General features: G+C 36.6%; 23 protein-coding genes. 16 read left to right on the top strand and 7 right to left on the bottom strand.

Going from position 1 to position 24,517, the window contains the following annotated elements; all coding sequences use genetic code 11:
• Positions 1-2: 2 nt before the first annotated feature.
• The gene (locus tag PZ898_RS20910; RefSeq protein ID WP_062675390.1) at positions 3-2,048 is read left to right on the top strand and encodes a pitrilysin family protein; all 2,046 of its coding nucleotides are present in this window, start codon (positions 3-5) and stop codon (positions 2,046-2,048) included.
• A 133-nt stretch (positions 2,049-2,181) separates the two neighbouring features.
• Complete coding sequence (gene secG, locus PZ898_RS20905; RefSeq protein ID WP_062675391.1) at positions 2,182-2,523, top strand: preprotein translocase subunit SecG; 342 nt, start codon at positions 2,182-2,184, stop codon at positions 2,521-2,523.
• A 51-nt stretch (positions 2,524-2,574) separates the two neighbouring features.
• On the opposite strand, the gene PZ898_RS20900 is transcribed toward secG, so the two are convergent.
• Together PZ898_RS20900 and recR are read right to left on the bottom strand one after the other, a co-directional pair.
• Positions 2,575-3,414, bottom strand: coding sequence for a glycosyltransferase family 2 protein (locus PZ898_RS20900; protein WP_277695612.1), 840 nt, complete (start codon positions 3,412-3,414; stop codon positions 2,575-2,577).
• Positions 3,410-4,021, bottom strand: a complete 612-nt coding sequence (recR, locus tag PZ898_RS20895) for a recombination mediator RecR (RefSeq protein ID WP_277694154.1) — start codon at positions 4,019-4,021, stop codon at positions 3,410-3,412. The genes PZ898_RS20900 and recR overlap by 5 nt, the downstream gene beginning before the upstream one ends.
• Positions 4,022-4,258: 237 nt before the next feature.
• Between recR and PZ898_RS20890 the strand changes: the two genes are divergently transcribed.
• The 4 genes from PZ898_RS20890 (at position 4,259) to PZ898_RS20875 (ending at position 7,696) form a co-directional block, all read left to right on the top strand.
• Positions 4,259-4,864 carry a hypothetical protein gene (locus tag PZ898_RS20890; protein WP_062675394.1) on the top strand — a complete coding sequence of 202 codons (606 nt, stop codon included), beginning with the start codon at positions 4,259-4,261 and terminating at the stop codon, positions 4,862-4,864.
• Between the two features lie 23 nt (positions 4,865-4,887).
• Positions 4,888-5,379 carry a hypothetical protein gene (locus PZ898_RS20885; RefSeq protein ID WP_277694153.1) on the top strand — a complete coding sequence of 164 codons (492 nt, stop codon included), beginning with the start codon at positions 4,888-4,890 and terminating at the stop codon, positions 5,377-5,379.
• A gap of 80 nt (positions 5,380-5,459) precedes the next feature.
• Positions 5,460-6,902 carry an aminoacyl-histidine dipeptidase gene (locus PZ898_RS20880; RefSeq protein WP_123278861.1) on the top strand — a complete coding sequence of 481 codons (1,443 nt, stop codon included), beginning with the start codon at positions 5,460-5,462 and terminating at the stop codon, positions 6,900-6,902.
• Positions 6,903-7,114: 212 nt separating this feature from the next.
• Positions 7,115-7,696: a TIGR00730 family Rossman fold protein gene (locus PZ898_RS20875; RefSeq protein WP_277694152.1), complete on the top strand. Its 582-nt coding sequence runs from the start codon at positions 7,115-7,117 to the stop codon at positions 7,694-7,696.
• Between the two features lie 58 nt (positions 7,697-7,754).
• On the opposite strand, the gene PZ898_RS20870 is transcribed toward PZ898_RS20875, so the two are convergent.
• Positions 7,755-8,084, bottom strand: coding sequence for a 2Fe-2S iron-sulfur cluster-binding protein (locus tag PZ898_RS20870; protein WP_034697026.1), 330 nt, complete (start codon positions 8,082-8,084; stop codon positions 7,755-7,757).
• 12 nt (positions 8,085-8,096) lie between these two features.
• Complete coding sequence (locus PZ898_RS20865) at positions 8,097-9,152, bottom strand: NAD(P)/FAD-dependent oxidoreductase (protein ID WP_062675398.1); 1,056 nt, start codon at positions 9,150-9,152, stop codon at positions 8,097-8,099.
• Positions 9,153-9,305: 153 nt separating this feature from the next.
• On the opposite strand from PZ898_RS20865, the gene PZ898_RS20860 reads away from it, so the two are divergent.
• On the top strand, positions 9,306-10,076 hold the full coding sequence (locus PZ898_RS20860) for a DUF3108 domain-containing protein (RefSeq protein WP_062675399.1): 771 nt from the start codon (positions 9,306-9,308) through the stop codon (positions 10,074-10,076).
• 278 nt (positions 10,077-10,354) lie between these two features.
• On the opposite strand, the gene pheS is transcribed toward PZ898_RS20860, so the two are convergent.
• Complete coding sequence (gene pheS / locus PZ898_RS20855; protein ID WP_062675400.1) at positions 10,355-11,365, bottom strand: phenylalanine--tRNA ligase subunit alpha; 1,011 nt, start codon at positions 11,363-11,365, stop codon at positions 10,355-10,357.
• Positions 11,366-11,491: 126 nt separating this feature from the next.
• Positions 11,492-12,151: a YceI family protein gene (locus PZ898_RS20850; RefSeq protein WP_062675401.1), complete on the bottom strand. Its 660-nt coding sequence runs from the start codon at positions 12,149-12,151 to the stop codon at positions 11,492-11,494.
• Positions 12,152-12,226: 75 nt separating this feature from the next.
• On the opposite strand from PZ898_RS20850, the gene PZ898_RS20845 reads away from it, so the two are divergent.
• Complete coding sequence (locus PZ898_RS20845; RefSeq protein WP_062675402.1) at positions 12,227-13,162, top strand: ABC transporter ATP-binding protein; 936 nt, start codon at positions 12,227-12,229, stop codon at positions 13,160-13,162.
• Positions 13,163-13,409: 247 nt separating this feature from the next.
• On the opposite strand, the gene PZ898_RS20840 is transcribed toward PZ898_RS20845, so the two are convergent.
• Complete coding sequence (locus tag PZ898_RS20840) at positions 13,410-13,754, bottom strand: zinc ribbon domain-containing protein YjdM (RefSeq protein WP_062675403.1); 345 nt, start codon at positions 13,752-13,754, stop codon at positions 13,410-13,412.
• Between the two features lie 605 nt (positions 13,755-14,359).
• On the opposite strand from PZ898_RS20840, the gene PZ898_RS20835 reads away from it, so the two are divergent.
• The 8 genes from PZ898_RS20835 (at position 14,360) to PZ898_RS20800 (ending at position 24,500) form a co-directional block, all read left to right on the top strand.
• Positions 14,360-15,565 carry an RsmB/NOP family class I SAM-dependent RNA methyltransferase gene (locus PZ898_RS20835; protein ID WP_062675404.1) on the top strand — a complete coding sequence of 402 codons (1,206 nt, stop codon included), beginning with the start codon at positions 14,360-14,362 and terminating at the stop codon, positions 15,563-15,565.
• Positions 15,566-15,752: 187 nt separating this feature from the next.
• Positions 15,753-17,420 (top strand): GLPGLI family protein, encoded by a 1,668-nt coding sequence (locus PZ898_RS20830; protein WP_277694151.1) that lies wholly within the window; start codon positions 15,753-15,755, stop codon positions 17,418-17,420.
• 320 nt (positions 17,421-17,740) lie between these two features.
• On the top strand, positions 17,741-19,408 hold the full coding sequence (asnB, locus tag PZ898_RS20825; RefSeq protein ID WP_062675406.1) for an asparagine synthase B: 1,668 nt from the start codon (positions 17,741-17,743) through the stop codon (positions 19,406-19,408).
• A gap of 294 nt (positions 19,409-19,702) precedes the next feature.
• Positions 19,703-20,545 (top strand): hypothetical protein, encoded by an 843-nt coding sequence (locus tag PZ898_RS20820; protein WP_065119676.1) that lies wholly within the window; start codon positions 19,703-19,705, stop codon positions 20,543-20,545.
• 151 nt (positions 20,546-20,696) lie between these two features.
• Positions 20,697-22,100: an MFS transporter gene (locus tag PZ898_RS20815; RefSeq protein WP_123278865.1), complete on the top strand. Its 1,404-nt coding sequence runs from the start codon at positions 20,697-20,699 to the stop codon at positions 22,098-22,100.
• A gap of 101 nt (positions 22,101-22,201) precedes the next feature.
• A complete protein-coding gene (locus PZ898_RS20810; protein ID WP_062675409.1) occupies positions 22,202-23,077 on the top strand; it encodes a pirin family protein in 876 nt (291 codons plus the stop codon).
• A gap of 153 nt (positions 23,078-23,230) precedes the next feature.
• On the top strand, positions 23,231-23,542 hold the full coding sequence (locus PZ898_RS20805) for an N-acetyltransferase (protein ID WP_062675410.1): 312 nt from the start codon (positions 23,231-23,233) through the stop codon (positions 23,540-23,542).
• Between the two features lie 58 nt (positions 23,543-23,600).
• Positions 23,601-24,500, top strand: a complete 900-nt coding sequence (locus PZ898_RS20800; RefSeq protein ID WP_120233507.1) for a pirin family protein — start codon at positions 23,601-23,603, stop codon at positions 24,498-24,500.
• Positions 24,501-24,517 lie beyond the last annotated feature (17 nt).

The following is a 24,517-nucleotide window of genomic DNA, read 5'->3' as shown; positions in this document are numbered from 1 at the left end:
AAATGAAAAAGCAATTAACATATATAGCTGCAGCATTTTTCTTTACAGGAATGGTTTCAGCACAAAAAATAGATCTTAATGCAATGCCGAAACCGGGACCTACTCCTGCGATTAACATTGCGAAGCCAAAAACTTTCCAGCTAAGCAACGGTCTTACAGTAATGGTGGTTGAAAACAACAAATTACCAAGAGTAAGTGCAAGCCTTTCTATGGACAGACCTCCATACAACGAAGGAGCAGTAACCGGAGTAAGCGAAATTATGGCTGAACAGTTCGAAAACGGAACTACCAACATCAGCAAAGATGATTTCAACAAAAAAGTAGACTACCTTGGAGCGAACCTTAATTTCTCTTCAGGAGGTGCTTCTGCCAATTCACTTTCAAAATATTTCCCTGAAGTTTTAGGTTTGATGGCTGATGCAATCATTAACCCTAAATTCTCTGCTGAAGAAATTCAGAGCTCTAAAGAAAGAGCTATCGAGGGATTAAAGTCTGAAGAAAAAAATGCATCTTCTATTGCTGAAAGAGTTTCTAACGCTTTGATGTATGGAAAGAATACGTCAAGAGGTGAGTTTGAAACCGTTGAATCTATCAATAAAATTCAGTTAGCTGACGTACAAAATGTTTATAAAAAATACTACGCTCCGGATAATGCTTATTTAGTAATTGTTGGAGACGTAAAGTTTGACCAGGTAAAACCTTTGATTGAAAAAGCTTTCAATGGCTGGAAAAAAGCAAACACTCCTATTGCACAGTTAGAACCAGCTTCTAATGTTGCTAAAACTGAGATCAACGTAGTAGATGTTCCTTCTGCAGTACAGTCTGTTGTTTCTTTAAACAACCTGAACACTCTGAAAATGAAAGATGCCAACTACTTCCCTGCAACAATTGCCAACTATATTCTTGGTGGTGGTGGTGAAGCCAGACTTTTCATGAATCTTCGTGAGAAAAACGGATTTACCTATGGGGCGTATTCAAGTATGGTTGCCAGCAAGTATTCTCCACAATTCTCTGCAAGTGCAAGCGTAAGAAACGAAGTGACAGACAAAGCTGTTAAAGAATTCATGAATGAACTTAACGCTATTTCTACTGTAAAACCAGAAGAATTAGCCAATGCTAAAGCTAAACTGAAAGGATCTTTCATTATGTCTTTAGAGCAGCCGGCGACAATCGCAAGATTCGCTTTGAACCAAAAAGTTCAGGATCTTCCTGCTGATTTCTATACCAATTACTTAAAGTCTATCGATAAAGTAACTGCTGCAGATGTTTCCAATGCTGTAAAAGCTACTATTTTACCTAACCAAAGCAGAATTTTCATCGCTGGTAAGGCATCTGACATTTCTGAAGGATTGGAAAAATTAGGTTATCCTGTAAAATATTTTGATAAGGAAGCGAATCCCGTTGCAAAACCAACTGTACAAAAAGTGGATGCCAGTGTAACGGTAGCTTCTGTAGTTGACAAATACATCAATGCTATCGGAGGAAAAGCTAATCTGGCAAAAATCACTTCTTATACTACCAATGCCTCAATGTCTATGCAAGGACAAAACATCGATTTTAAAATCGTTAAGGCACAAGGCGGAAAGGAACTTACCACTGTAACAGCAATGGGACAGGTTGTTCAGAAGCAGGTTTTCGATGGAAAAACCGGTTATTCGATGCAAATGGGACAAAGAGTGGATATCACACCGGAAGAAATTGCTGAAAAACAAAAGAACCCTGAACTTTTCGAAGAATTAGGTTTTGCAAAATCTGCTGATTATAAATTAGGCGGAATTGAAAAAATCGGAGGGGAAGATTCTTATGCTATTAAAGGTGGAGATACCACCTATTACTATAGTGTTGCAACGGGATTAAAAACCGGAGAAACTAAAAAAGTAAAAGCTAAAGGCCAGGAAATGACCATCCCAACAACATTCTCTAATTACAAAGATGTAAACGGAGTTAAAATGCCTTACACCATCTCTGTAAGTCAGATGGGAATGGACATGACGATGACGGTAAAGTCTTATGAGATCAATAAGGCTACAGATGCGGATTTTAAATAAGAACACCTTATTTTTATACAAAAAACGGCAACAATTGTTGCCGTTTTTATTTTTATCAACATTTGGCGACATCTTTTTTTGTCATTCAGTAAAAAAAGATTAAATTTGCCCATTCAAAAAGATATAAGAATTAATGGATACTATATTTACACTACTAATGGTTCTTGTTATGGTTGCCAGTGTTTTATTGGTAATTATCGTTATGGCACAAAACCCAAAAGGAGGAGGCCTTTCCAGTACATTCGGAGGTGCATCATCTGCACAGTTCGGGGTACAGAGAACCAATGATTTCATGGAAAAAGCAACATGGACTCTAGGCGGAACTATCATCGTTCTTATCCTTTTAAGCGTTGTTATCACAGGTAAGCCATCTCAGACACTTCCTGCACAACAACCTGCTAAGAAAGAAGCTCCGGCTAAACAGTCAGCTCCTGCTTCTTCTACTACAACTACTCCGGTAGCTCCGGCAAAATAAGAAGAATATTATCTTACATACAACAAAAGCAACTCAAATTGAGTTGCTTTTTTATTTTAATTTGATCTTTTCAATCTGATGCCGAAGCTTTAATCCTGCTTTCAAAAAAGAATACTGTACAGGCTTCGATTCTTTATAATACTTATCAATAAAGATCTGCATGGCTCCATAAAATCTGTTGAGATATACTTCATCCTTAATTGTACTTTCTCCTTTATGGTGAAGGATAGAAACCTTCCCATAATAGAAGTTTTGATATCCGTTTCTTAAAAATGTATAGCAGAGATCAATATCTTCTCCATACATAAAATAAGCCTCATCCAATCCTCCTATTTTTTCATAGACCTCTTTTTTAGCCAATAAAAATGCTCCGGTGATCACATCTACCTCTGCAATGGCATTTTCTTCTATGTCGTTCCTGTAATAGGATTTCGAATTGTTCTTTTTAAAATTGGTAAACAGTTTTTCAAACGAGTTGAACATATCCGGAACTGAGCGTTTGCTTTCAGGAAGAAAATGACCTTCTGCATCATGCATTCTCACTCCCAGACATCCGAATGAAGGCTGGGCATCTGCAAATTCCAGCAATTCTTTCATATAAAATCCTTCCAACTCCGTATCAGGGTTTAAAAGCAGAATATACTCCCCTTTTGCCATTTGAACAGCTTTGTTATTCGCCTTTGCAAAACCACCATTTGTTGTAGAAGATATAAAGTATACATTGGGAAACTCAGGGATAAGGTCACCCCATGAATTGTCTGTAGAAGCATTATCAATGACAATCACTTCATAATCTATTTCCTGTATATACTTTTGGAGCGACTGGAGACAGCTTCTGAGCAATTGGGTAACATTGTAATTAACAATAATAACGGACAGCTTCATATTAATCCTTTTCGTTGTAAGGCAGCCTATTGATAATAGATCTTCCTAAAGAAATTTCATCAGCATATTCCAATTCATCCCCTACTGAAATTCCTCTTGCAATGCTTGAAAAATTCACATTGAAACTTTTAAATTTCTTATAAATATAATAAGCTGTGGTATCCCCTTCCATGGTGGCACTCAATGCGAAAATAAATTCCTTCACCTTTCCGTCATTCAGTTTCTTTTCAATACTTGGAATATTCAGCTGGCCTGTCCCCACTCCTTCCATTGGAGAAATTTTCCCCCCGAGAATCAGATATTTTCCTGTATACTTTCCTGTATTTTCAATCGCAATCACATCACGTACATCTTCAACGATACAGATCAGTTCACCATTTCTCTTTTCGTTGCTGCATATTTCACAAATGTCAAAATCTGAAAAATTGTGACATTCTTTACAGTATTTTATTTCATTGACAAGATTAATCAGGGAGTTTCCAAGACTTACAGCTCTGGAACTAGGCTGCTTCAACAAATGGAGTGCTAATCTCAAAGCCGTTTTTCTTCCAATCCCAGGCAATCCCGAAATCTCATCTACTGCTTTTGCCAATACTTTACTAGGGTAATCCATAGGTACAAAAATAAGGATTAAAGTTGATAATTGATAGTGAATCGTGCATGGTCAATTCACTTCGTTTGTGAATTTGTATAAAGTGATTATTGACTATTGGCTTTGCGCAGCAAAAATTGACTATTGACCATGAGGTTAATGTCCCATTATGATATTTTATATTTCTCCCATACCTGAGAACACTAAAAAAACCTTTATATTTGCGGCTTAAATTAAATATGAAAAAAATAAACTGACATGGTACTTAACAATCTTAATTATCCTCTGGATTTCAAATTCAAAATCACTACTTTAGCAAGTGACTTCAACATTACTGACAAAAACGGAAATTATGTGGCATATGTTCGTCAGAAAATGTTCAAGTTGAAAGAAGATGTTATCATTTTTAATGATGAAAGCAAGTCTAAGGAACTTTTCAGAATCAGAGCGAATCAATGGATTGATTTTAATGCTTCTTATTCTTTGAATGATCTTATCGATAATAAAAACTTCGGTAGACTGGCAAGAAAAGGAATGCGTTCTATCTGGAAAGCAAGTTATGATATTCTGGACGCGCATGATCAGCCTAAGTTTAAAATTCAGGAAGACAGTGCATGGGTAAGATTCTGGGACAGCTTTGTAGGAGAACTTCCTATTATCGGAATGTTTACAGGGTATTTCCTTAATCCATCTTACACGGTAACAGGAATTGACGGAAAGGCTTATTTTAAACTGAAAAAGATGCCTTCATTCTTTGGAAGAAGATTCCAGCTGGACAGACTGATCGATATTGATGATGAGGAAGAAAGCCTGGTAATCCTTTCTTTATTGATGATGACACTTCTTGAAAGAGCAAGAGGATAAACAAATTATAAAACCACAAAGACATGAAATATGTAATCATTGTATTTTCCGCATTTCTATTGGTAGCCTGTAAAAAGGAAAAAGAAACTGTTTCAGGTTCTGCTCATGCCGATTCTTTACATATTGCTAAAGATACTGCTTCTATTGGGCCTTCTTCAGGAAATATTCTGGTGGGAACCATTCCGTTTCCAAAAGAAATCAAAGAATGTTCCTGCTATTTTGCAGCCAGCAAATCTGATTTTGAAAATGAAAGATATATCTACGCCGATGATGCCGGAAAAACAGCATACATGATGCTTGACGGTAAAAGACTGGCAATGAATCTCATTTCATCAAGTGATATGGAAGTAGATGAATTGCTGACCAAGGAAATAGAAAATGATGATTATAAAATTTCCGTAAAAGGTAAAAAAATAAAGGGCGAAGAAGCTTTACTTTTTGAAGGAACTCTCACTATAGAGAAACCAGACGGAACTACATTTACCACTCCGATCTATGGAGAGTGTGGATGTTAATAAAGCGAAATCCTACAAAAATGCTTCTGTATCTCACGGAAGCATTTTTTATTTCGTAAATTTGAGAAAAATAAATTTCAATGGAATTATCTAATATAGAACCGCAGATTATATGGAAAAATTTCTCCAGATTAAATGCTGTTCCAAGACCTTCAAAAAAGGAGGAAAAAGTAATAGCTTTTATCAAAGGATTTGGTGAAAATTTAGGACTGGAAACTACGGTAGATGAAGTAGGAAACGTTATTATTAAGAAACCGGCCACGGCAGGAATGGAAAACCGTAAATCCATCGTGCTTCAATCACACCTTGATATGGTTTGCCAGAAAAACAATGATGTGAATTTCGATTTTGAAACAGAAGGAATCAAAATGGAAATTGACGGTGACTGGGTAAAGGCAAAAGGAACTACTTTGGGAGCTGATAACGGTTTAGGAGTAGCTACCATCATGTCTATCCTTGAAAGTTCAGATATTCCACACCCTGCATTGGAAGCTCTTTTCACGATTGATGAAGAGACTGGAATGACAGGTGCTTTAGGATTAAAACCAGGACAATTGACAGGACAAATTCTATTGAATCTTGATACGGAAGAGGATGATGAAATCGATATCGGCTGTGCAGGAGGTGTAGACGTGACAATCACTCAAACCTATGCTGCAGAAGCTTCAAAAGGACAAATTGTAAGACTTGAAGTAAAAGGTCTTCAGGGTGGACACTCCGGAATGGATATCCATAAAGGGTTTGGAAATGCCAATATTATTTTAGGAAGACTTCTTTATACCGGACTGGAAAACCAGAATATTGAATTGATCTCTATCGACAGCGGAGGATTGAGAAATGCTATCCCAAGAGAAGGAGTTGCTGTAATTTCAGTGAGAAATGCTCAGGAATTTATTGAAAATGTAACGGTTCTTAAAAAAGAGATCTTAGAAGAATTTGCTGCTGTAGAACCGGGAATCCAGATCAATATTGAAAACTCTACGTCTTCCGACAAAGCTATTTCAGAAGCAGATTCAAAAAAAGTGATCCTCACTTTAAAGGCTCTTCACAACGGAGTATACAGGATGAGCCCTGATGTGGCTGATCTTGTAGAAGCGTCCAACAACGTAGCAAGAGTAGAACTGAAAGGTGGAGAACTTAAGATTTTAAACCTTACGAGATCTTCTGTAGATTCTTCCAAATATTCAGTGGCAGAACAATTGAAATCGGTAGCAGAGCTGGCTGGAATGAATGTTGAATTCAGCGGTTCATATCCGGGATGGAAGCCAAAACCTGGTTCAGAGATTGTACAGCTGATGGAGAAACTTTATATTGAAAAGTTCACTGAAAAACCTCATGTAGTAGCATGCCACGCAGGTCTTGAATGTGGTATCATCGGTGCCAACTATCCTGAAATGGAAATGGTAAGCTTCGGACCTACTATCAGAGGTGCACACTCTCCTGATGAAAGAGCGAATATTCCTTCAACTCAGAAATTCTGGAGCTTCCTGAAAGATATTTTAGCCAATATCCCTCAGAAATAGAACATTAAAATAATTATATTAATATCCAAAGTCTTATGATTTTGGATATTTTTAGTTTTAGTCTGAATATATTTATTTAATTATAAAAATGCTTCGACAGGCTCAGCATGGTATCTCTAATACTAACTGCTTTTTTAGAGATAATTTTTAGCAGCGTCATGCTGAGCTTGTCGAAGCATCTCAACAATAGTATAAAAAACAAATCTAATACAATGAAAAGTATAACCGTATTCTGTGGCTCAAGTTTCGGCACAGATAAAATTTATGAAGAACAGGCATTTCTGCTGGGACAAACTTTAGCAAAAGAAAATATACAACTGGTTTATGGTGGTTCGGAAACCGGTTTAATGGGAACAATTGCTAATGGTGCTTTAAGTGAAAAAGGTAAAGTAACAGGAGTCTTACCCCGGTTTTTACAGTCTAAAGAAATTGCCCATAAAAACCTGACAGAGCTTATTATCGTGGAGACCATGCACGAAAGAAAAACCAAAATGAACGAACTCTGTGACGGGGTTATCGTTCTTCCCGGTGGCTATGGTACGTTGGAAGAGTTTTTCGAGATGATCACATGGGCACAGCTGGGACTTCACAAAAAACCGATAGGAATTTTGAATATTGACGGATTTTATGATGACCTGATTCAACTTATTCAGACCATGGTGGACAAAGGATTTTTAAAACAAATCAACAGTGATATGGTACTCCTCAGTAATTCAATTGATGATCTGCTGGAAAAAATGAGACATTATCAGGCTCCTACAATCTGGAAAGTGATCAGCAAAGATGAGGTATAAAGAAAAAACCCGTCCGGAAAATCCGGACGGGTTTTTTATTAAGATTAAAAAATATTTTCTAAGGATAAGGAGCAATTTCCACTTCGAGCCCTTCCATGGCATCGGCAATATGTAACTGACATCCTAATCTACTGTTGTCTTTCACGTGGAAAGCTTCAGCCAGCATGGCATCTTCTTCATCTCCCATTGGTTCCAGACCCGGATCATTGATTACATAAACCTGGCATGAAGCACACATCGCCATTCCTCCGCATACCCCAATAGTACCTTCTTCTGCCAATTCATAGGAACGGATAATTTCCATTAAGTTCATGGACATATCCGTAGGCGCTACGACATCATGGGTTACCCCTTCTCTGTCGGTGATTTTAATATTAACGTCTGACATAATTCTGCAAAATTAGTCAATTTTTTTCACAACTGCCTTCTCTGCTTCTTTACGGCTTCCGTCAAATCCGTCAACACCACTTACCGTTGTATATTTTAAAACGAATTTTTTACCAGGATTTAGCCTGTTGTACACACTCTGACACATTAAAGTAGCTTCGTGGAAACCACAAAGGATCAACTTCAGTTTTCCAGGGTATGTATTGATATCTCCGATAGCATAGATACCATCAATGTTAGTTTGATAATCAAGAGCATTGTTTACAACGATTGCATTTTTCTCGATATTCAGTCCCCAGTTTCCAATCTCACCCAATTTTGGTGTCAATCCGAATAAAGGAATGAAATAATCTGTTTCAATATCATAAGCTTCCTGTCCTTCTACTTCTACAGTAATCGCTTCTACTTTTCCGTCACCTTTAATACCTGTAACTTCTGCAGGTGTAATTAATTTAATTTTCCCCTGATTTTTCAGATCCTGAACTTTCTCTACAGAATCCAAAGCTCCTCTGAATTCATTTCTTCTGTGAATCAAAGTTACTTCACTTGCAACGTTAGAAAGGAAAATACTCCAGTCTAATGCAGAGTCTCCTCCACCAGCAATCACCACTTTTTTATTTCTGAAGTGTTCAGGTTCTTTAACGAAATATTCAAGACCTTTTTCTTCATAATCAGCGATATTTTCAAAAGTAGGTTTTCTTGGTTCAAAAGTTCCTAAACCTCCTGCGATGGCAATCGCTTTACATCTGTGAACGGTTCCTTTGTTGGTAATCACCTCAAACCATTCATCGTCTATTTTTGTATAAGAAACAGCTGTCTCCCCTAAAGTAAATCCAGGCTGGAACTGCTTGATCTGCTCCATCAGATTATCTACCAATTCTCCGGCATTCACAGAAGGATAACCAGGGATATCGAAAATAGGTTTTTTAGGATAAAGTTCAGCCAATTGCCCTCCCGGCTGTGGAAGTGCATCAATAATATGGCACTTCATTTTTAATAAACCAGCTTCAAAAACTGCAAAAAGTCCTGTAGGTCCCGCACCTATGATCAATATATCAGTGGTTATCATAATCTTTAAGATAATTTAATTATACATGTAACTGCAAATTTACTAATTTTAATGCGAAGCATATTTAATTGATTCTAAATAAAAACCTGAGATTTGTCAAATATCTATCATTTAAGATTTTAAATTTGGCAATGTTTTTGTAAATGTCTTGTTATGAAGAAAATTTCAATCCTTTTTGCATTATTAATATTCTTTTTTGGCTCAGCCCAGATTGATAATATCGCGGATGGCGAATCCATTACTCTTAGAATTCACTATGGTTTCCTTAATGCAGGAACTGCCAATCTTACTACCAAACAAACCACTTACAAAGGTATACCTCATCTCTATGTAAAAGGAACCGGGCAGACAACAGGTGCTGTAAAAGCATTCTTCAAAGTAGAAGATTTATATGAAAGTTTCATCAATACACAGACTGGATTACCAAGCTTTTATGTCAGAAATGTACGTGAAGGAAGCTACCGCCAGCATTTTGAAACAGTTTTTAATCACGATAATAATACTTTAATATTAACGGATAAAAAAACTCCGGCCAACGGTTCAAAGGTTTTAAAATCAGTGAAAGGTGTTCAGGATATGCTTTCCTGCTTTTATTATTTAAGAAGTAAAAGCCCGGATGAACTGAAAGTGGGAACTGTTATTAATATGAATGTATGGATTGATGATGAAATGTTTCCTTTTCAGCTGAAAGTAACAGGAACAGAAAATTTAAAGACAAAATTTGGTACGATCAATTGTTTGAAGATTATCCCATCCGTAAAAAGCGGAAGAGTATTTAAAGACAAAGAAGGAGTCACCATGTGGGTTAGCAATGATGCCAACCATCTTCCTATGCTATTGAAAGCAGAACTTGCCGTAGGAGCGCTGAAAGCAAGTATTGATGATTACAAGAATGTAAAATATCCTTTAAAATTCAGCAAATAATAATTGTCAGTTTCAAAGATACAGCCTGTAAATTTTACAGGCTTTTTTAATTTCTTATGTAATATATTCTTAACACAGATTGTCTTTATAATAGAGGCAGGCAAAGAACTGCATCATGTCAATACTTCATTGAAGTACCTAGCGGATTCAAACAGAAGTATAGGCATAAGAAACAGACACGTGTAAATTTTTCAATAAGATCAGTTTTTAATTACGTTTTGTTTCTTAGGTCAGTAATTAAAAACAAAAAACCTCCGGAGCTCCGGAGGTTTGATTTTTTATAGTGTTTTGAACTGTTCAAGTGTTCTGATATCATTTTCGAAGAACATTCTGATGTCACTCATCTGGTAAAGAAGCATCGTGATTCTTTCAATACCCATTCCGAATGCATATCCTGAATATTTCTCAGCATCGATATTCACATTTTTCAGTACGGCAGGGTCTACCATTCCACATCCCATAATTTCCAGCCATCCTGTACCTTTTGTGATCCTGTAATCTGTTTCAGAGTTTAATCCCCAATACACATCAATTTCAGCACTTGGCTCTGTGAAAGGGAAGAAAGAAGGTCTCATTCTGATTTTAGATTTTCCGAAAAGCTCAGTCGTAAAGAACTGGATTGTTTGCTTCAGGTCTGCAAAGCTTACATTCTCATCAATATATAGTCCTTCAATCTGATGGAAAATACAGTGAGAACGTGAAGAAATTGCTTCATTTCTAAATACTCTTCCCGGAGATAAAATTCTGATAGGCGGCTGGTTTTCTTCCATATAACGTGTTTGTACGGAAGAAGTATGCGTTCTTAAAAGAATATCAGGATTCTGCTCAATGAAGAATGTATCCTGCATATCTCTTGCCGGGTGATATTCCGGAAGGTTAAGTGCGGTAAAGTTATGCCAGTCATCTTCAATCTCTGGTCCGTCTGCTACTGCAAAACCGATAGATTTGAAGATTTCAATAATTCTGTTTTTTACAAGGTTGATCGGATGTCTTGAACCCAATTCCAATGGAAAAGCAGGTCTTGTAAGATCTTCTTTTTCAACCACAACAGAAGATGCGGAAGCATTTTTCAAATCCTCCAGTTTTACAGCAACTGCCTGCTTCAAAGTGTTGATCTTCTGTCCGAATTCTTTCTTTTGATCGTTAGGAACTTCTTTAAATTTTTCAAAAAAATCATTCAGAACCCCTTTTTTACCATTGTACTTGATTCGGAAGTTTTCAATCTCTTCCTTAGAGGTAGCAGTGAAGCCATTTACTTCGACCAGTAGTTCTTCTATCTTTTCTATCATTATTTTACCCTTTCAAAATGTTTTGCAAAAATACGATTTTAAGTTGAATAATAAGTCCGTCAAAAAAAAATCTGCCTCTTTTTCGGGAGGCAGACTTCAATCACTTATTTCACTTAAATAAAAAAATTATTTCTTTTCTAAAGCTTTAACGCTGATCTGAAGAGTTACCTCGTCTTTAATCACACCGTTTTCAGCCGGAGCCTGGAACTTCACTCCAAACTCTTCTCTCTTGATATCTTTTGGCTCAGTAGCTACACTCACCTCTCCTTCTTTCACCGAAACATTAGCTTTAAACTGAACAGGTTTTGTAATTCCTTTAATGGTTAAATTACCATCCAAAAGAGTATTATAATCACCTTCTGCAGCAGGAGTTACCTTTGTAATTTCATAAGAAGCTGTCGGGAATTTTTCAACTTCAAAGAAATCTCCGCTTTTCAGGTGGCCATTTAATTTTCCTAAATCTTCCGGGTTGTCTTTCAGATCCACAGAAGTTAAAGAGTTCATATCAGCAACGAATTTTCCGCTTTCCAGTTTTCCGTCTTTCACCGTCACATCTCCACTTTCAAACCTGATTGTTCCAAAATGGCTTGTATTCTCAGATTTAAATACTTTGTATCCCTTCCATTCAACCTTACTGTTTAGCGTATCCAAAGTGAACTGGCTACCTTCTTTAGTAGTCGTCACCTCATTACTTTCACTGGTAAGTGGTTTGTCTTTTTTACAAGAAACCATTACAGCAGCAATAAATAATGCAGGAATAGCTAACGAAAACAGTTTTTTTCTCATTTTTGATTTATTTTTATTAGTTCCGCTAATATAATAAAAAAAATTATGTTTTCATAAAAACCTTACATTTGTAATATGCTATTAGAAATAAACAATTTATTTTTCTCTCACAACAAAGAAAATCCCCTGTTTCAGAACCTTAACCTAAGGTTTGAAGAAAACAGAATTATAGCGCTGGCCGGTGAAAGCGGATGTGGAAAATCTACTCTTCTCAACCTGATTTATGGTCTTTTGGATTGGGAAAGCGGAGAGATTATTTTTAACGGAACAAAGCTTTTGGGACCGAAAGGAAATCTTGTTCCGGGAGAACCGGAAATGAAATTCGTAGCGCAGAATTTTGATCTTATGCCCTACGCTACAGTGGCTGAAAACGTAGGAAAATTTATTTCTAATATCAATTTAAAACAAAAAAAAGAAACTGTAACGGAGCTTCTTGAGGTGGTAGGGCTTCAGGAATTTGCGAACGTACTTCCAAAATACCTAAGCGGCGGACAACAGCAAAGAGTGGCTATTGCCAGAGCATTGTCTGTACTTCCCAAGCTTCTTATTTTAGATGAACCCTTCAGTAATCTTGATTTTCCGAGAAAAATTGAACTGAGAGAAAGACTTTTCAGATATGTAAAACAGCATGGCGTTTCTCTGATTATTTCCACTCATGAACTTCAGGATATCATGCCATGGCTGGACCAGATTGTTATTCTGCAGGATGGAAGACTGATTCAGAATGACAGCCCGGAAGAAACCTACAGAAATCCTTACAACTCTTATGTTGCTAAGCTATTTGGGGAAGTGAATATTTTTAGTGAAGCAGAAGCTGAAGATTTCCAGCTTACCAAATTCTCTTATTATCCCAAAGAAATCAAAATCACAGAAACCGGTCTCGAAGCCGAAGTTCTTGAAAGCAGATTTGCAGGAAATTATTATTGGAATAAATTAAAGGCAAAAGGAAAGGAGCTTGTTGTGTATACGGATGAGAAAATATCAGAAACGATCTGTATTTCGTTTATGTAGGCGAAAAACCGAATTACACATAACTTATACATTCACTTATACTTATCAATAAAAAAAAGCACAAACGTAAGAAGCTGTTTAAAACTTTTTCTTACATTTGTACTTCTAAAGTATAAGGAAATTTTTGGTTAATTCTCTTTCTGCCTTCCAGACGGACATTAGCAATATTGCAATTAAGTCTGTTGAAAGATTACACTGTCCAATTTTTTCCTTTTCTTTATTTTCAGGGCATAGAAAAACGAAGTTCTTATGCTTTCTTTACAAATTCTGACTTAAGAGCCATTGCTCCAAAACCATCAATTTTACAGTCAATATTGTGATCACTTCCCGGTCTCAGACGGATATTTTTCACTTTAGTCCCGGCTTTTACCGGTTTTGGCGCTCCCTTTACAGGTAAATCTTTTATTACCACTACAGAATCACCATCCTGAAGTTCATTTCCGTTGGAATCCAGGATTTTTCCTTCATTTGCGGCTTCAGCAGCGGCTTCAGCCGGATCCCATTCGTAGAAACACTGGGAACATACCATCATATTATCGCTCGGGTATGTAAACTCAGAGCTGCATTTTGGACAAATTACTGTGTCACTCATATTTTTATTTTTTGCAAAGGTAGAACTTTTTAAAGGTTGAAGTCAATAGATAAAGCTCAGTATAGTAGATCATAAGCGTTTATTAATTTTACACACACAAGTGAATTAATGCAAATTAAATAAACTTGCCGCAAAGAAAATAAAGTATAGTAATGAACAGTGTATATTTTATCAGCAAATATTTTTCATTAAGCAAAAAACACTGGTTTATACGTCTTATAGTAAAAGGCTATCGTCAACAAATAAAAAATATAAATAATCGGAAAACCTTTACAAATTGAGCATTAAAATTTATTTCTACCCTGTAAAAATTAATAAACACACAGACCATTCACTACTGAATCTCAGAGTGTCAATAGTCAATTTTTGCTTTGCAAAGTGAATAGTGAATGCGCAACCTTCCATTAGAAAACATATCTGTACAATATATAATTACTCATAACTTCTCAACCGGAAACCCAAAATTCACAAGCGAAGCGGATTCACCATTCACCATTCACCATTCACAATCCCCCTTCATCTCTCCTATCCTCAATCTCTCACCCAAATCTTCAACTCTCAATTAAAAGTCGTATTTTTGCAGATTCAAACAGCGAAGCAAATTTATGGAACTTATTCACAGAAACTTGGCAATCGGAATTCACGATGCCTTACAGGAGACATTTTTTGAAAAAAACAAATATGCCGATAAAGTTATTGAAAGACTTTTGAAAGCAAACAGAAAGTGGGGAAGCCAGGACAGAGCCGTTGTTTCTGAAATTTTTTACAATATTATCCGTTGGAAAAAACGCCTTGAATACTACATGGGTGAAGGCGTGAAACCCAATAATATCTACAAACTGATCATTGCTTATCTACTCTGGAGTAAAACCAATTATAAAAAATTCGAAGAATTTGACGGAATCAAAATCGCCGATATTCTTACCAAACTTAAAAAGAACACTGTTCCTACAAAAGCAATAGAACACTCTATTCCTGAATGGCTTGCTGAAACTCTTGAAAAAGAACTGGGTGCCAGCTGGGAAAGAGAAATGATTGCTTTAAACGAACAGGCTCCTACGGTTTTAAGAGCCAATTCTTTAAGAACAACCACTAAAGAACTTATCTCTGATCTTTCAGATGAGGGTGTTGTTTCTTATCCTGTTAAAGGTTATCCTGACGCTGTTCAGCTGGAAGAAAAGAAAAATGTTTTCCTTACTACCGCTTTCAAAGAAGGATTATTTGAAGTTCAGGATGCTTCTTCTCAGAAAATCGGGTATTTTCTTGATGTAAAAGAAGGACAAAGAGTAGTAGATGCATGTGCTGGTGCTGGTGGAAAAACACTTCACCTGGCAGCATTAATGAAAAATAAAGGTCAGATTGTAGCATTAGATATCTTCGAATGGAAGCTTGCCGAGCTGAAGCGTCGTGCCAAGAGAGCCGGAGCCCACAATATTGAAACCCGTATGATCTCTGACAATAAAGTAATCAAACGTCTTCATGAAAAAGCTGATAGACTTCTGATTGATGCACCATGTTCAGGTCTTGGTGTTTTGAAAAGAAACCCGGACAGCAAGTGGAAAATTGATCAGGACTTTATTGACAGAATTAAAAAGGAACAACAACAAATTCTTCAGGACTATTCTAAAATGCTTAAAAAAGGAGGAAAAATGGTATACGCTACCTGTTCTATTCTTCCATCTGAAAACAATCTTCAGGTAGATGAGTTCATCAAAAACAATCCTGGATTCAAGATGATTAAAGATGAAAAAGTAATGCCTAGCGAAGGGTATGACGGATTCTATATGGCTTTGATTGAGAGAATTTCTTAATTTAAATCCAACAACAATACACTAAACTACTCTATTTTCTGGAGTAGTTTTTTTGTTTTAAAACCTTTCTGAAAAAATGTAACAATTTTTGTAACATTTCAACCCCATTGCCTACTAACTGTATAGATCAAAACCGGTTTGATGCTGTAGAAAGTTTAGAATACCTTTGCAGCAAACTCATTTATTTATGCATACAAGAATTGTTTTCAATTTTCTGGCTGTTTTCGCGTACTGTCTGTTTTCTGCACAGACCTATGAAATTCAGTACACTGGTTCTTATAACGGAAAGGTATCAACGGATCAGCCCTCTACCATCATTTGGGTCAATGAGAAAGAAAATTTTATTCTCAATAGTACGATCAAAGAACAAAAAAGCAGCTATCCTTATGAGATCACTAAGGTAGAAAAGCCATCTAACTCTATTGTTTCTTATGCATTTTTAAAACCAGGATCCATTATTTCAGCATCAGATACAGAGTCTGTTGGAAAACAGAATTTTGAACTCACCAATGAAACAAAAAAGATCTTAGGATACAACTGTAAAAAAGCGGTTACAAAAATCAATTCAAATACCATTGAAATCTGGTACACCAATGACTTAAAACTGAAAGGAGGTCCTTCTGTTTTAGGACAGAATTTAGGATTAGTTCTGGAAATAGAGAGAAATAAAAATTCTTTAACAACAGCCAGCTCAATCAAAAAAATAAAGAACACAAGGATTGAAAACATATTGAAAGGAAACATACAGACAACCGATCAGCTGGGATATAAAGATCTCCTTTGGAAAAGCAGATTTACCACACTGAATGTTTTTGAAAATGAAACCATCAATTTCTCTGATGCCTCAAAATCTGATGACCAGATCAAGAGATACGCTAACGGAACCATCATTCTGAAAAAAATAAAATTCCCCACTATTACAGAAGGAGAAAATATTTTTGTTGAACTGAAGCAGCAATCCAATGGGGATGCCTATGACAGAACCGGAACTGTATTTTTCATTCCACAGGATAAAGAAAAGTCTTTTTTTGACGGTCTGGAAAAGGGAGTAAAAACACTTCCTCTTTACGAAAACGGAAATGGAAAACAATATTACGGAGTAACTGCTGCCGACAATTATAGCCCTGCTATGGAAATGATGAGATTCTTTACCGCTTTTGGTATCCAGAAATTCAATCATATTCAGCTTAAAGGAAAAGACTGGCAGACTATCAGCCCTTACCGACAGGATATCACAGAATTGAAACCTGCTTTATCAGGAAAAGAACTTTGGATAGGTACATTTATTGGCAATTATGATAAAGGAGGACATAAAGTAAGCCTTGATATTACGATTCATAAAAGTGATCAGACCGTAAATAAGAACAATACGGCTATTCCTTTGTTTAATACTTTAAATATTATGGAAATGGCAGGACAGGACTACTCTACCATGTTTAATCAGGACAAAGGTCTTCTTGTTGACTTCACGTTAGATAAAGACCTGAAAAATGCGCAACTTAGGTATACCACAACAGGACACGGCGGTTGGGAAAATGGTGATGAATTCGTTCCTAAAGCCAATTCTATATTGATGGATGGAAATCCTGTATTTTCATTTATCCCATGGAGAACAGATTGTGGCTCGTATCGTTTATACAATCCAGCCTCTGGAAATTTTCAGGACGGACTATCATCCTCAGACCTCAGCAGATCAAACTGGTGCCCGGGAACCGTTACCAATCCTAATTTTATCCCTCTGGGAGATTTGAAAGCAGGAAAACATACCATACAGATAAAAATTCCTCAAGGACCTACAGAAGGAACAAGTTTCAGTTCTTGGAATGTTTCAGGAACTTTACTGGGAGTACAATAAAAACAAAACCTTCTTGCATGAGAATTGCAAGAAGGTAAAAACACAAATGATGAAAAAAAATTATTTCGAGCCACAAAGTAAGGGGTAAAATTCATATAATTAATTACCATAGATTAATAAATATGTCATTTTTATTTCGTATAGAAACCACATCCATTTCGGCTCAACGAAAAAAATTAATCAAAAACATGTTAATTTCAAGAAATAGTTAAAAATTTTAACTTTAAAGTATTAATTGATTAAATATTTTCGTTTTTAAATATTTTTTATTGTTATTTATAAACATCCCTTCTACTTTTGTTCCATAAATAATAAAAATCATGTGTGGAATTGTATGTTTATTCGACGCCAAGCAAAAAACTGAAGTATTAAGACCTCAGGTATTGGAAATGTCAAAAAAAATCCGTCACAGAGGACCGGATTGGAGTGGAGTTTTTCAGGACGAGAAAGTAATTTTTTCTCATGAAAGACTTGCCATTGTAGATCCTACTTCTGGAAAACAGCCTCTATTTACTAAAGATGGAAAAGTAGTATTAGCGGTGAACGGTGAAATCTATAACCATAGAGAACTTAAAGAAGAATTTCCGGATTATGAGTTTCAGACTCAATCCGACTGCGAGGTGATCCTTGCCCTTTACAGAAAATACGGAAAAGATTTCGTAGAGAAACTTAACGGAATTTTTGCATTCGCTTTATACGATACCGAAAATGATATTTATCTTATCGCCCGAGATCATATGGGAATCTGTCCGCTTTATCAGGGTTGGGATAAAAGCGGAAACTACTATGTTGCTTCTGAATTAAAAGCTCTTGAAGGAATCTGCAAAAAAATAGAAACTTTCTTACCTGGCCATTTGATGTTCAGTCCGGACGGAACAGAACTTCAGCAATGGTATACAAGAGACTGGGACAGCTTTGATCATGTAAAAGAAAATGAAACCGATATCTCAAAACTGAGAAAAGGTCTTGAAGATGCCGTTCACAGACAACTGATGAGTGATGTTCCTTATGGTGTACTTCTTTCCGGAGGACTGGATTCGTCTGTTATTTCAGCCATCACTGCAAAATTTGCCCGCCAGAGAATTGAAAGTGGCGATACTCAGGAAGCCTGGTATCCAAGACTCCACAGTTTCGCGGTAGGATTGGTTGGTTCTCCGGATCTTGCAGCTGCACAAAAGGCAGCAGAGCACATTGGTTCTGTTCACCATGAGGTTAACTTTACTGTTCAGGAAGGACTGGATGCTGTACGTGACGTCATTTATCATCTTGAAACTTATGATGTAACCACCATCAGAGCATCCACACCGATGTATCTTTTGGCAAGAGTCATCAAATCCATGGGAATTAAAATGGTTCTTTCAGGAGAAGGTTCGGATGAATTGTTCGGAGGTTATTTATACTTCCATAAAGCTCCTAATGCAAAAGAATTCCACGATGAAACTGTGAGAAAATTAGGCAAACTTCACCTCTATGACTGTTTAAGAGCCAACAAAGCGTTGATGAGCTGGGGAATTGAAGGAAGAGTTCCTTTCCTTGACAAAGAATTCATGGATATTGCAATGACGATTAACCCTCAGGATAAAATGATCAGTACTGCTGAAGGAAAAATTGAAAAATGGGTATTGAGAAAAGCTTTTGAAGACCTTCTTCCAGATTCTATTGTCTGGAGACAGAAAGAACAGTTCTCGGATGGTGTGGGATATTCATGGATAGATACCTTAAAAGAGGTAGCTGAAAGAGAAGTGACAGACGAAATGATGACTAACGCAAGATTCAGATTCCCGCTAAACACACCTCAGAACAAAGAAGAATACCGATACCGAACTATTTTTGAAGAACATTTCCCGAGTGAAACTGCAGCTGCTACCGTTCCATCAGTTCCTTCTGTTGCATGCTCCACTCCTATTGCTCTGGAATGGGATGAAGCGTTCAAAAAAATGAATGATCCAAGCGGAAGAGCGGTGAAGGTACATGAGACTTCGTATTAGGAAGGGATGATGAATAGTCAATCGTCAATTCGCTTCGCTTGTCAATTTGTTGCGGGATTCGGGTTACGGATTACAGCTTTATTATTCACTTGCGAAGCAAAAATTGACAGTTAATAATTCACTTGCAAAGCAAAATTCACTAATTACATGTATATTTTTCACATTCAAACCTATAACTCCTTCTGTTATAATTTATCAATCCTGTAGCAATACAGGATTTTTTCTTGAATTAACACTAACAATATGGCATAATTTAACTCACAATCCAAAATAATATCTAATAAATAATTATATTTGGAAAACGAAAATATCAATTATAAAAAAATGAGAAGAAACCTTACTGTTTTATTTGCCTTATTAGCCATAAGTTTTGCTTTTGGACAAGGAAAATATGGCAAATATCTGAATTCAAAGAAGCTTGCTTTGGCTTATAAGAGTGTGAAAGACCAGGATAAAGATGACTACTATCAACAATATTATTGGCTTGTAAAGGCAGAGCAACTGAAAACTTATCCTCACCTTAAAGACATTAAACCTGTTGTTTTATATGAATTTGTAAAATATGTAAACCCTCAGAACCCGACAAAAAAACTGGATGCAAGAGGTAAAGAGCTGAGAGCAACTGCAGAATTATCATTAAATCAATATTTTAAAAATAAAAAATTCGAGAACAATTCTGTTTTAATGTATAACCTTGAAACGTATGTAGACCCTTCAAAAGGTCAATATTATACTAAAGTAGATCCCGAAAAAATCAAGGAACTTGTGCCTAAGGAATTATTTGCTTTCAACTCATTCAATAGAAATATAGGAGAAGAAAAGACATATTATCTTTGGATTGACAAGAAAAAAGACGATCTGAATATTGTAGATATCATCCCTAGCGAAAAAGAAGACAAAGCTTTCTACACAAGATTGAAACAATATCTTCCAAGCTATAAATTCTCAAAATATGTTCCTTCTGTAAAAAAAGGAAACAAATCGGATAAAACAGACATTGAATATTATTATATCATGCCTTTTGAGCAGAATACCGATAACATCGAATATAAAACAAAGGATTTCAAAACTTTCACCTTAAGCCAGTACAGAAAAGCCGGTGATGAATGGAAAGGAGTAGAAAAACCTAGAAAATAAAACCTAGAAAATAAATCAAAAAGTCCTGTGAAATTTCACAGGACTTTTTTAATTTTATATGGATTTCTTTATCTAAGAATCAAAACGCTTAGAGTAAGCGGTTCTTCAAATAAATAAGTCTGGGAGTTTTTCACAACCCAGCCGATACAAAATGACAGAAGCAAATACACAACAGACCTCCGTAAAAAAGATACTTCCCTTAATTCTGGCCACTGCTATTTTCATGCAAATGCTGGATTCCACGATTCTGAATACTTCTCTGCCTGCTATTGCAAAAGATCTGAATGAGTCTCCGCTCAATATGCAGAACGCTATCATCAGTTATGTTCTAACCCTTGCTGTTTTTATGCCCGCCAGCGGATTTCTTGCCGACCGGTTTGGAACAAAAAAAATATTTATATTTTCTCTGGTATTATTCAGTCTGGGTTCTTTGTTCTGTTCCATGTCTCAAAATCTTACTCATTTAGTAATTTCAAGAGTTATTCAGGGAGTTGGAGGAAGCTTGATGACGCCTGTTGGAAAGCTGGCACTCATTAAAACATTTGATAAAAACGAACTGCTCAAAGCCATGAACTTTGCCATCATTCCTGCTCTTATCGGACCTGTACTCGGACCTTTGGTAGGAGGTTATATGGTAGATTACCTCTCATGGCACTGGATATTCCTGATCAATATTCCGATTGGAGTTCTGGGAATTCTTTTAGGATTAAAATTCATGCCCAATTACAAATCTGATGATGTTGATTTTGATTTAAAGGGCTTCTTGATTTTTGCAGCAGCCTCTCTCCTGCTTTCTGTTTCCCTGGAACTTTTCGGGGACATCCAGAATATCACCCCTGTTTTGCTTGTATTTATAATGGGCTTCCTGTTCCTGTATTATTATTATAAGCATGCTAAAAGAGGAGGAAATCCTATCTTCCCGTTAAACCTTTTTCAGGTGAGAACATTCCGGGTAGGCATTGTGGGAAATCTTGCCACCAGATTAGGAATCAGCTCTGTTCCGCTATTGCTGCCACTGATGATCCAGATTGCCTATAAACAGTCTGCAGTCACTTCGGGCTGGATCATTGCTCCTATGGCTTTGACGGCTATCTTCGGAAAATCATATGTTATTAAAATTTTAGATAAATATGGCTACCGCCAGACTTTGATGATTAATACATTCATTATCGGAACGCTGATATGCCTGCTTGCCATACCTGATATACACACATCTTTGTACTGGTTTGTTCCGATCATCGCAATATTAGGTTTTTTCAACTCTATTCAGTTCACTTCCATGAATACTATTTCTATTGCCGATCTTCGTAACTTTCAGACCAGCAGCGGAAACTCTTTACTCTCAGTCAATCAACAGCTGGCGATAGGCTTCGGAATTGCCTTCGGACTGATTGTTTTAAAGTTATTTGAAAATACAGATCTTATTAATGGTGAAATCCATAATGCCTTCCGACTTACATTTCTTACGGTGGGAATACTAACGATTTTATCTGGATTCGTGTTCAGGAGGCTGCATATTTCGGATGGAAAGAATATGAAATCCAAGGAAGATTAAACAGATCTGATCACAGCTTCATCCTTTCCCACGAACTTAACACAGATCAATGCTTTTCGCATATAACAATGGTAATTTTGTTTACATAAATCAACAATGTGATGGCAACTAAAAAAATAGAAATCGTAGTATCTCCAAAACCTGCGCACTTTGTAGGCGATGGGTTCAGGGTTCACAATTTCATTCCGGGAGTTCCTGGATTGGATATGAAAAGAATGGATCCGTTTATCATGCTGGATTACAATTCAAAATTTCATTTCAATGGTTCAGACAGACCAAGAGGTGTAGGAGTACATCCGCACAGAGGTTTTGAAACAGTAACGATAGCGTATAGCGGAAAAGTAGAACACCATGACAGCGCTGGCGGCGGCGGTGTGATCGGAGAAGGTGATGTTCAGTGGATGACTGCTGCCAAAGGAGTTCTGCACAAGGAATATCATGAAACAGAATGGGCAAAAGAAGGAGGAATTTTTCAGATGGTTCAGCTTTGGGTGAATCTTCCGGCAAAAGATAAAATGAGCTGCCCAAAATACCAGGCTATCGAAAACTCTAAAATGGAAAGAGTGGATCTGGGCGAAAATGGCTACATAGAAGTGATTGCCGGAGAATATGATGGTCATAAAGGACCTGCGAGTACTTTCACTCCGGTTCATATGATGAATGCCAAACTGAAAGCTGGAGGAAAAGCAGAGTTTAATTTCCCTGCTCATTTCAACACTGCAGCTTTGGTAATTGAAGGAAGTATTATTATTAACGAGGAAGAAGCTGTTAAAGCTGATCATTTTGTCCTGTTTAAAAATGAAGGGGAAACATTCACTATCGAAGCCAAACAAGATGCTGTTGTTTTAATCATCAGCGGAGAACCTATTAACGAACCTATTTATCCTCACGGACCTTTTGTGATGAATTCCAGAGAAGAAATCATGCAGGCTTTCGAGGATTTTAATACCGGAAAATTCGGATACCTGGAAGATTAAAGATTTAAATTTATCTTAATCTTTGATTATTCCTTTTTTTATTAACTTTATATAATGGCAAACCTTATAGGTTTTAGAACCTATAAGGTTTAATTGTCTTAACAAGCAATTTCCTGCATTTATAGGAAATGCAGCACCCTTAGTACAAATATTATGAAACCAGAATTTGAAAATATACCTCTTGTAAAAGCCGAAAAAAGATTTGAAATAGAATTCAACGGACATTATGCATTTATTGATTACCGTGAAACCATGCATCAGATTTCTTTAATCCATACTGAAGCAGAACCGGAATTAGCCGGAACTGGCGCGGCTGCCGCAGTAGTAGAGAAAACTTTGAATTTTATTGAAGAAAGTGAAAAAAAACTTCTACCCTTCTGTCCTTATGTTTTCGCTTTTATTAAGAAACACCCTGAATGGAAACGTATCGTGGATGAGAGATTTGAAGGCTACGACAAACTTTAAACCTTCATCAGGACTCATCAATTTATTTAAATAACATTTTAAAAAGTATCACATCATCATGTCAAATATTGGACTTATTATTGAAGAAAAAGCGGCAGATATCGGAAATTTCCTGGTAGGAAGACTTCTTCCTTTCCGTGAGAAAAGAGCAGTTGGCCCTTTTGTTTTTATTGATCACATGGGGCCTTCAGAATTAAAAGATTATCAGAATCTCGATGTTCCGCCACATCCGCATATCGGATTATCTACCTTGACTTATCTGCTGGAAGGCTCTATTTTCCACAGAGACAGTATTGGAAGTGCTATAGAAATAAAACCGGGTGCTGTTAACTGGATGACAGCCGGAAAAGGGGTTGTACATTCAGAAAGAACACCTGAATATTTAAGACACAGTGATAAAAGACTTCACGGATTCCAGATCTGGGTAGGTCTTCCGAAGCATCTTGAGCAGTCTGAGCCTACTTTCCATCATATTGAAGCAGATGAAATTCCGGTGTGGGAGGAAGATGGCATTCAGTATAAATTAATTGCCGGTGAAGCATTTGGAAGAACATCTGCAGTTCCGGTACACAGCAAATTATTTTTCCTTGAAATTAAAACAAAAGAAGCAAAAAAAATCAGCATTGGAAAAGATCTTTATGGAGAAGCAGCCATGTACGTTCTGGATGGAACAGTAACTACCGATGGAAATTCTTATGGTTCCAAACAGCTGATGATTGCTAAAGATACCAAGCTTTGCGAATTTGAGATGAGTGAAAACGGAACGGTTTATCTTTTCGGTGGCGAACCATTCGATGAAGAGCGTTTTATTTTCTGGAATTTCGTTAACTCTGACAAGGAATTAATTGATCAGGCAAAAGTAAACTGGAATGATCAGAATCACGATGCATTTCCTCTGGTTCCTGGTGACGAAAACGAATATGTGCCGCTTCCTAAGGCTATTCTAAACAGAAAATAACTTCAGTTCAGATTATT

Source organism: Chryseobacterium sp. WX (genome assembly GCF_029542485.1).
Taxonomy (GTDB): Bacteria; Bacteroidota; Bacteroidia; order Flavobacteriales; family Weeksellaceae; genus Chryseobacterium; species Chryseobacterium cucumeris.
The sequence above is the reverse complement of the archived record's forward strand: the minus strand, read 5'-3'. Positions and strand labels throughout refer to the sequence as shown.

What these genes read in the sequence shown, in the direction of transcription:
- PZ898_RS20835 (WP_062675404.1), top strand. Translation starts at nt 14,360, where the DNA reads ATGGAACTTATTCACAGAAACTTGGCAATCGGAATTCACGATGCCTTA.
- pheS (WP_062675400.1), bottom strand. Translation starts at nt 11,365, where the DNA reads ATGATAGAAAAGATAGAAGAACTACTGGTCGAAGTAAATGGCTTCACT.
- PZ898_RS20870 (WP_034697026.1), bottom strand. Translation starts at nt 8,084, where the DNA reads ATGTCAGACGTTAATATTAAAATCACCGACAGAGAAGGGGTAACCCAT.
- PZ898_RS20860 (WP_062675399.1), top strand. Translation starts at nt 9,306, where the DNA reads ATGAAGAAAATTTCAATCCTTTTTGCATTATTAATATTCTTTTTTGGC.
- asnB (WP_062675406.1), top strand. Translation starts at nt 17,741, where the DNA reads ATGTGTGGAATTGTATGTTTATTCGACGCCAAGCAAAAAACTGAAGTA.
- secG (WP_062675391.1), top strand. Translation starts at nt 2,182, where the DNA reads ATGGATACTATATTTACACTACTAATGGTTCTTGTTATGGTTGCCAGT.
- PZ898_RS20815 (WP_123278865.1), top strand. Translation starts at nt 20,697, where the DNA reads ATGACAGAAGCAAATACACAACAGACCTCCGTAAAAAAGATACTTCCC.
- PZ898_RS20875 (WP_277694152.1), top strand. Translation starts at nt 7,115, where the DNA reads ATGAAAAGTATAACCGTATTCTGTGGCTCAAGTTTCGGCACAGATAAA.
- PZ898_RS20880 (WP_123278861.1), top strand. Translation starts at nt 5,460, where the DNA reads ATGGAATTATCTAATATAGAACCGCAGATTATATGGAAAAATTTCTCC.
- PZ898_RS20805 (WP_062675410.1), top strand. Translation starts at nt 23,231, where the DNA reads ATGAAACCAGAATTTGAAAATATACCTCTTGTAAAAGCCGAAAAAAGA.
- PZ898_RS20910 (WP_062675390.1), top strand. Translation starts at nt 3, where the DNA reads ATGAAAAAGCAATTAACATATATAGCTGCAGCATTTTTCTTTACAGGA.
- PZ898_RS20850 (WP_062675401.1), bottom strand. Translation starts at nt 12,151, where the DNA reads ATGAGAAAAAAACTGTTTTCGTTAGCTATTCCTGCATTATTTATTGCT.
- PZ898_RS20845 (WP_062675402.1), top strand. Translation starts at nt 12,227, where the DNA reads ATGCTATTAGAAATAAACAATTTATTTTTCTCTCACAACAAAGAAAAT.
- PZ898_RS20830 (WP_277694151.1), top strand. Translation starts at nt 15,753, where the DNA reads ATGCATACAAGAATTGTTTTCAATTTTCTGGCTGTTTTCGCGTACTGT.
- PZ898_RS20800 (WP_120233507.1), top strand. Translation starts at nt 23,601, where the DNA reads ATGTCAAATATTGGACTTATTATTGAAGAAAAAGCGGCAGATATCGGA.
- PZ898_RS20885 (WP_277694153.1), top strand. Translation starts at nt 4,888, where the DNA reads ATGAAATATGTAATCATTGTATTTTCCGCATTTCTATTGGTAGCCTGT.
- PZ898_RS20810 (WP_062675409.1), top strand. Translation starts at nt 22,202, where the DNA reads ATGGCAACTAAAAAAATAGAAATCGTAGTATCTCCAAAACCTGCGCAC.
- PZ898_RS20890 (WP_062675394.1), top strand. Translation starts at nt 4,259, where the DNA reads ATGGTACTTAACAATCTTAATTATCCTCTGGATTTCAAATTCAAAATC.
- recR (WP_277694154.1), bottom strand. Translation starts at nt 4,021, where the DNA reads ATGGATTACCCTAGTAAAGTATTGGCAAAAGCAGTAGATGAGATTTCG.
- PZ898_RS20840 (WP_062675403.1), bottom strand. Translation starts at nt 13,754, where the DNA reads ATGAGTGACACAGTAATTTGTCCAAAATGCAGCTCTGAGTTTACATAC.
- PZ898_RS20865 (WP_062675398.1), bottom strand. Translation starts at nt 9,152, where the DNA reads ATGATAACCACTGATATATTGATCATAGGTGCGGGACCTACAGGACTT.